This is a genomic window from Shigella sp. FC1967 (genome assembly GCF_001743005.1).
Lineage (GTDB): Bacteria > Pseudomonadota > Gammaproteobacteria > Enterobacterales > Enterobacteriaceae > Proteus.
The window spans coordinates 1-7,197 of sequence record NZ_MIIZ01000586.1 but is presented as its reverse complement, the minus strand read 5'-3'; the positions used below and the strand labels follow the sequence as shown (position 1 = coordinate 7,197).

5 protein-coding genes and 1 pseudogene are annotated in these 7,197 nt (G+C 36.4%); 2 read left to right on the top strand and 4 right to left on the bottom strand.

Annotation, left to right across the window (positions count from 1 at the left end; genetic code table 11):
- Positions 1-1,757 (bottom strand): 30S ribosomal protein S12 methylthiotransferase accessory factor YcaO (ycaO, locus tag BHE89_RS06075; protein WP_069368183.1); only part of this gene is annotated, 1,757 nt, incomplete at its 3' end.
- Positions 1,758-1,985: 228 nt separating this feature from the next.
- On the opposite strand from ycaO, the pseudogene ansB reads away from it, so the two are divergent.
- Positions 1,986-3,024, top strand: a pseudogene (ansB, locus tag BHE89_RS06070) (L-asparaginase 2).
- Positions 3,025-3,950: 926 nt separating this feature from the next.
- On the opposite strand, the gene BHE89_RS25150 reads toward ansB, so the two are convergent.
- The 3 genes from BHE89_RS25150 to BHE89_RS25140 all read right to left on the bottom strand — a co-directional run bounded on the left by BHE89_RS25150 (position 3,951) and on the right by BHE89_RS25140 (position 5,935).
- Positions 3,951-4,367, bottom strand: coding sequence for a two-partner secretion domain-containing protein (locus BHE89_RS25150; protein ID WP_286145936.1), 417 nt, complete (start codon positions 4,365-4,367; stop codon positions 3,951-3,953).
- A gap of 129 nt (positions 4,368-4,496) precedes the next feature.
- Complete coding sequence (locus BHE89_RS25145; RefSeq protein WP_286145935.1) at positions 4,497-5,087, bottom strand: hypothetical protein; 591 nt, start codon at positions 5,085-5,087, stop codon at positions 4,497-4,499.
- Between the two features lie 86 nt (positions 5,088-5,173).
- Positions 5,174-5,935: an MFS transporter gene (locus BHE89_RS25140; RefSeq protein WP_286145934.1), complete on the bottom strand. Its 762-nt coding sequence runs from the start codon at positions 5,933-5,935 to the stop codon at positions 5,174-5,176.
- Positions 5,936-6,071: 136 nt separating this feature from the next.
- Here BHE89_RS25140 and serC point away from each other — a divergent pair, with 136 nt between their 5' ends.
- Positions 6,072-7,160, top strand: a complete 1,089-nt coding sequence (gene serC, locus BHE89_RS06055) for a 3-phosphoserine/phosphohydroxythreonine transaminase (protein ID WP_069368186.1) — start codon at positions 6,072-6,074, stop codon at positions 7,158-7,160.
- Positions 7,161-7,197: the final 37 nt, after the last annotated feature.

The window sequence follows — 7,197 nt, the reverse complement described above, 5'->3', positions numbered from 1 at the left end:
TATTTAGTCGATTGACGTTTTGCTTTCTGTAATTTCTCATAGGCGGAAAGTAATGACTGGTGAACAGGCAAATTAGCTAAATCAGGATCAATCGTTTGTAATCCGTAAAATGCTTGTTTACCTTGCATTGCGTTTAAAGCTGCTTGTAATGTTTTTTCACCATACATACGAGAAAATGCGTGCATATATTGTTCTGGTTCACGTTCAGTCTCTTGTTGTAATAATAAGAGATTATGTAAACAGCGATAATAGTTTTGACGCTCTGGCGTAAATAAAGAAGCATTAAAATCTTGAGTCCATTCAACCCAAACGAGTGCTTGGTCAAGGTCGCCACCCGCGAGCGCTAACATTGATTTTAATTCGCCTACACGTAAATGGCTCCAACCATTATCTTTACCTGGAGCAATACCAATCATCTCTCTGATACGTGTAAAATCGTCTAAACCATCTTCATCAAATTGACCAATAAGAGAAAGATACTCTTCTGGAGTGCCTTCGCTTGTTGGTAAAGAAAGAATTGTGTCACGCCAATGTACACCCATAATGTTATTGGCTAATTGTAAATCTTCAGCAGGATAAATATCGGATAAACCTGGTACTAAAATACGACAAGCGTAAACACCTAGGTGTGAGTAGTCCATGATATAAACTTCAGCGCCACAATGCTGACAAAGTGACATTAATGTGTGGAATTCTTCTTCTGTCGTACCACTGAAGTTCCAATCAACAAATGTGTAATTAGCATCTTTCTTAAAGAGATCCCAACTAATTAAACCACTTGAATCAATAAAGTGTGTTTCAAGGTTAGTATGATCACCGACTTCTTCATCATCAAAGCTTGGCGGATTAAAGACATCGAGATCTTTAAGACTACGGCCTTGCAATAATTCAGTCACAGTACGCTCTAACGCCACACCAAAATCAGGGTGAGCACCGAAAGAGGCAAAACAGGTGCCATTTTGTGGGTTGAATAATACAACACAAATAACAGGGAATTGCCCTCCCAAAGAGGCATCAAAGCTAAAGATTGGAAAACCTTCTTGTTCTAACGTTTCAATTGCCTCAATAACAGCAGGGTAGCGAGTTAAAACGTCTTTAGGAATTTCAGGTAAGCTAATTCTTTCAGTGATAATGCGATTTTTTACATAACGTTCAAAAACTTCAGAAAGCCCTTGAACTCGTGCTTCATTCTTTGTATTTCCTGCGGACATGCCATTAGACGCATATAAATTAGCAATAATATTTACAGGAATATAAACAGTTTTTTCATCAGATTGACGTATGAATGGCAGTGCACAAATTCCGCGATCATGATGACTTGATTGTAAATCAACTAATTCACTACCACATAACTCACCTTCAGGATCATAAAATTTGCGTAAACGAGGATCTAATAAGCCTGCGGGAACAGAATCATCTTCTGTTAGTGGGAACCATTTTTCACTGGGATAGTGAACAAATTCACCTTCTGCAATATCAGCACCTAGCCAGAAATCAGAGAAGAAATAATTCGTTGAAAGACGTTCAAAGTATTCCCCCAGTGCAGAGGCTAAAGCTGCTTTTTTACTGGCACCTTTGCCGTTAGTAAAACATAAAGGGCAATCTTTATCGCGAATATGAACGGACCAAACATTAGGAACAGGGTTTAACCATGAAGCTTCTTCAATGTTAAATCCTAAGTCGGTTAATTTTTGCTGAAAGTTAGCGATAGAATCTTCCAGTGCGGCATCTTTGCCAGGAATAAATGTTTGTGACATGGCAGGTTTCATTAATATTTTGCGGGTGATAGTTAGGGGCACATGATACTGAAATCCCCTGTAATGCACTAATAATTTCTCTCATTTACCCACGGCTAATTATATTCATAACTCATAATCTATCTGATATATGAATTTTTTTAATAAATTCGTTCTATTTATCACGGAATTAATAATTTTAAATCATCATAATTGGATTTATTTATAAACTCATAAGGGATCAGTTCGATGATGAAAAAAACATTGCTTGCCAGCCTGTTAGCTGTAATCAGTGGTTCTGCTTTTGCCTTACCTAATGTCACTATTTTAGCAACAGGTGGCACAATTGCGGGTGGTGGTGATTCCGCAACGACATCTAGCTATACAGCAGGTAAATTAGGTATTGATACATTGATTAATGCAGTACCTGAGGCTAAACAAGTTGCGAATTTAAAAGGCGAGCAAGTTGTGAATATCGGCTCTCAAGATATGAATGACCAAGTATGGCTTAAGCTGGCTAATAAAATTAATGCAGATTGTGATAAAACAGATGGTTTTGTGATCACTCATGGTACAGACACCATGGAAGAGACAGCCTATTTTCTTGATTTAACCACTGCATGCAAGAAACCTGTCGTTATGGTAGGCGCAATGCGTCCTGCAACTGCATTAGGTGCAGAAGGTCCTTTGAATCTTTTTAATGCGGTTGTGATTGCGAGTGATAAAGCGTCTGAAGATCGTGGTGTGCTAGTTACCATGAATAATGCGGTTATCAGTGGTAAAGATGTTGTGAAAATGAATACGACTGAAGTACAAGCATTCCAGCCTGTTAATGCAGGTGCGCAAGGTTATGTACATAATGGAAAGGTTCATTATTATACAGCAGCATTACCTCGTGCGGATAAACCCGTATTTGATGTCAGTAAACTAACTGAATTACCAAAAGTGGGTATTGTTTATAACTACTCAAATGCCTCTAATTTACCCGCAAAAGCTTTTATTGATAATGGTTACAAAGGTATTGTCAGTGCGGGTGTTGGTAACGGTAACTTATATACTGATATTTTTGACACCTTAGCCGATGGCGCTAAAAAAAGGTGTCGTTGTTGTGCGTTCAAGCCGTGTACCCGTCGGTTTTACTACACAAAATGGTGAAGTGGATGATACAAAATATGGCTTTGTTGCATCAGAGCGCTTAAATCCACAAAAAGCGAGAGTGTTATTGCAGTTATCTCTGACAGAAACACAAGATCCAGCGAAGATCCAAGAAAACTTTGAAAGATATTAATGCTAGTTAACTTTTAAGTTAAACGAGAAAATCATCCGTCAATGAATAACGGATGATTTTCTTTATTAATATTATCTTATTTTGAGTAATTTAGTATAAAGATTGATATCTTCGTTATGGTTTTTAATATTAGTTATGTTTTTATCGCGTGTGTATAATCGATGTATCTTGATGATGCCATTATTTATCAGTTGACTATCTTCACTGAGATCTAAGGTTACTTTTTTTCATTCGGTAAACCGTGTTTTTAGGTATAAATCCTACATATGTACTGCTTGTATTACTGTTACCACTGTCAGAGTCAAGCCAATATTGCATTCCAATCGTCCCATCATCCGTATTGTTAAAGATAGATTTATTTTGGAGATTTAAATATCGTTCTTGGCGAGAATATATCCATAATTATTAAATGTTTGTGTTATTTAAATTTAATTGAATTGCTTTTCTATTACTATTAACACTCTCTAAAGAAACCATAGTTATCAATAGTTGTATCAGAAGCATTGATAATAATATTTTTTATACGACGTCAAACCTTGTTTTTTAGGGTCACTATCCTTATCACCTAATATGATCTTATTTGGCAGTTTACGTCTTAATTCTCTTGTTTGCATGGCATTTTCTAAGATGGTAACATCGTCTTTTATGATTACTCTTTGTTCCCCTGAATAAATAGTTATATTCCCTTTAGAAGATATAAATCCTTTTTCTAGGTTAATATTATTAGAGATGATATTAACTTATTAAAGGAATTATCAGGATGACGTTTATTTTCGTTTCTGAATACAATTCTTCCTATATGATCAAACGGTTTACCACCAAAAGTTCGGCGATCTAAGAAAGAGATTGATTGTTCTAACTGATAACCGACTAATTCATCATTATGTATAATGGGTTTTCCGGTTGCTAGTGTTTCAGATAATGCATTACGAAAAACTACAATTATTACACTCAATCCCATTGGGATTAGCGATAACAACGTGCGCTGCCTTTCCTTTTATATCGATATTTCCTTCTAATAATGATGTTGTCCCATCAATCACTTCATTAATAATAACGTCAGCGACAACCTTGTCATTATTTAAGATAATGCCATCGCTAGGTACATTGAATGTATCATATTTATTATGAGAAACACCTTTGGAATTTGTCGGTGCAATTAATATTTCGGCTTGATTGAGATTAGTTTTGTTTAATTTAATTGTTGTTGAAGAATCTTTATTGATACTGATAGGAATATAAACGGCAGGAGGTTCACTATTCACATAGTAGGGGCGAGGTACCGCTTGGCATATTGATGGTGCGTATATTATTCCTATTACTATTGCATTTCTTAATTTCATATTTTTACCCTTATCTGTTATTCATGGGTAATTTATCTATATTGGTAACATAAATAAAGATGGAAAAAATTTAAAAAGGCGTTTATTTATAAATATTAAAAAAGGCTATTTTTAATAGCTTTTTAGTTATTAATTTTTTTTCTTATATTGGAAATAATAATTTTTTGCAGTAAATAAAATGCAATTAGTGGAGTAAACAGAAAATATAATAAACAACCAATGTGCGGCATTTTTAGCGCCTATTATACCTCCCGGATCTGTTAGCCCAGCCATATTAACTACAGTCCCTGAAATAGAGGCACCGACAGCCGTTGAAAATAATTGGATCGTGGTAATGGATGTTGCTGCTTTTTGAGCTTCTTGTCCCTGAGAAACATGTAAAACACGGGTTAAATAATGAGGCCATGCCATACCAATTCCAGCACCTGTAAAAAAGAGGGCGATACAAATAATGATAATTTGCCCATATGGTATGGTTAGAGCACTAGAAATAAATAAACCAAGGATCACAATAGCGACAAAATTAATCATTGGACCAAAACGCATTAATCTCTGAGCAGTAGATTGTTTACTTGATGAAGATATGATGGCAGAGAAAGACCAACCTGCGCCAACCAATGCTGCTAAATAACCAGAAAGTAGTGGGGTAATATTATGGATAATTTGTAAGAAATAAGGTACAAAGACCTCAGTTTGTACACTGATCCCTAATAAAGCCATGGTGAGATATATAGGGGCTAATGGTGCAGAAAAAGAAAATGTCCCTTTAGGAAATAAACCATCATTTGATTTTTTATCAATATTGACTAACAGTAGAATAAAGATAAAAGCAAATACAAAAGGGACAAAGCGTTATATAAAATAACGTTATAAAGGCTGCCAATAGAAATAGATAATACAGCAAGCATTAATAAAATAAGTTGTTGATAAGGTAGCGGGGTTTTCGCGATAATATTATCGGTATTATTTTCGGTAGGAAGAATAGTAAATAATAAAATGGTGTAAGGGATACCTACAAATAAAATAGACCAAAATGCACCACGCCAAACATCATACTCAGCAAATATTCCCCCTAATGCAGGGCCTAATAGTGTCGATATCCCCCACATGCTAGACATTAATGCCATGGCTCTAGACCACAGGGGTTGAGGAAACATGACTCGGACTAAAGAGTAAGCAAGTGCTAGCAACATTCCTCCGCCAGCGCCTTGAACAAATCGCCCTAAAAGTAATATCTGCATTGAGGGCGCTGTTGCGCAAATAACAGAACCTATTAAAAAGCAAATTGTGGCAAAAAGATAACTATTGCGAGGTGCAAATGCACTCAGTAATCGTGAAGTTAATGCAGAAGAGAGAATTGAGGCCAGAATAAAAACAGTGGTATTCCATGCATATAAATTAAGCCCTCCAATATCACGTACAATGGAAGGTAGTGTTGTGATCGTAATATAGACATTAATTGCGTGTAATGCGACACCTCCTGCTAAAGCGAGCGATTTTAGACTATTTTTTCCATGAAGAAGCATTCCCCAGCTCGCTTCTTCTTTTTTATTTACACTCCCCGACATAAAACACTCCTAACCATTATTTTTATACTCTGTATATTATGCGTTAGTTCACAATAATCATTGCGCCAATTTAACGAGAATGATACAACCGATAAAGGTCATTTTGTAAAAACATATTCAGATAGGGTGAATTTGAATGAGTCAGGTATATAACTTTAGTGCAGGTCCGGCTATGTTACCGGCAGAAGTCCTTCGTCGTGCAGAATTAGAATTATGCAACTGGCATGAACTTGGGCGTTCGGTTATGGAAATTAGCCACCGCAGTAAAGAGTTTCTTGAAGTTGCTCATCAGGCAGAACAAGATCTACGTGATCTTCTCAATGTGCCAGAAAACTACAAAATTCTTTTTTGCCACGGTGGGGCTCGAGGCCATTTTGCAGCGTTACCTCTCAATTTATTAGGCGATAAAGCCAGCGCTGATTATATTGATGGTGGCTATTGGGCTAAAAGTGCAGCCGAAGAAGCTGAAAAATATTGTTCGCCAAATATCATTAAAATTAAAACAGAAGTTGATGGCAAAATTGGTGTTAAGCCAATGAAAGAGTGGCAATTAAGTGCAGATGCGGCTTATGTGCATTATTGTCCAAATGAAACCATTGATGGTATTGCTATTCATGAAGAGCCCGATTTTGATGATAGCAAAATTATTATTGCTGACTATTCCTCTTCTATTTTATCTCAACCAATAGATGTGAGTCGTTATGGTGTTATCTATGCGGGGGCACAAAAGAATATTGGTCCTGCGGGTTTAACGATTGTCATTATTCGTGAAGATCTATTAGGTAAAGCGCGCAAAGAAACGCCTTCCGTTTTTGATTACACCGTACTTGCTGAAAATGATTCCATGTTTAATACTCCACCTACCTTTGCTTGGTATCTATCAGGAATGGTCTTTAAATGGTTAAAAGAGCAAGGTGGTTTACAAGAGATGGCAAAACGTAACTATGAAAAAGCAGTGCTTCTTTATAGCGCAATTGATAATAGTGATTTCTATATCAATCGTGTAGCCACAGAAAACCGTTCACTAATGAATGTACCTTTCCAAATGTCTTCTCCTGAGCTGGATTCTGTATTCTTAAAAGAGGCAGAAGCACAAGGTTTAGTCGCCTTAAAAGGTCACCGTGTATCAGGTGGTATGCGTGCTTCTATTTATAATGCAATGCCATTGGCGGGAGTTCAGGCATTAGTTGACTTTATGGCTGATTTTGAACGTCGTCATGCGTAATAAATAGGATCTAGAATAAGAAAACCTGCTTAAAATA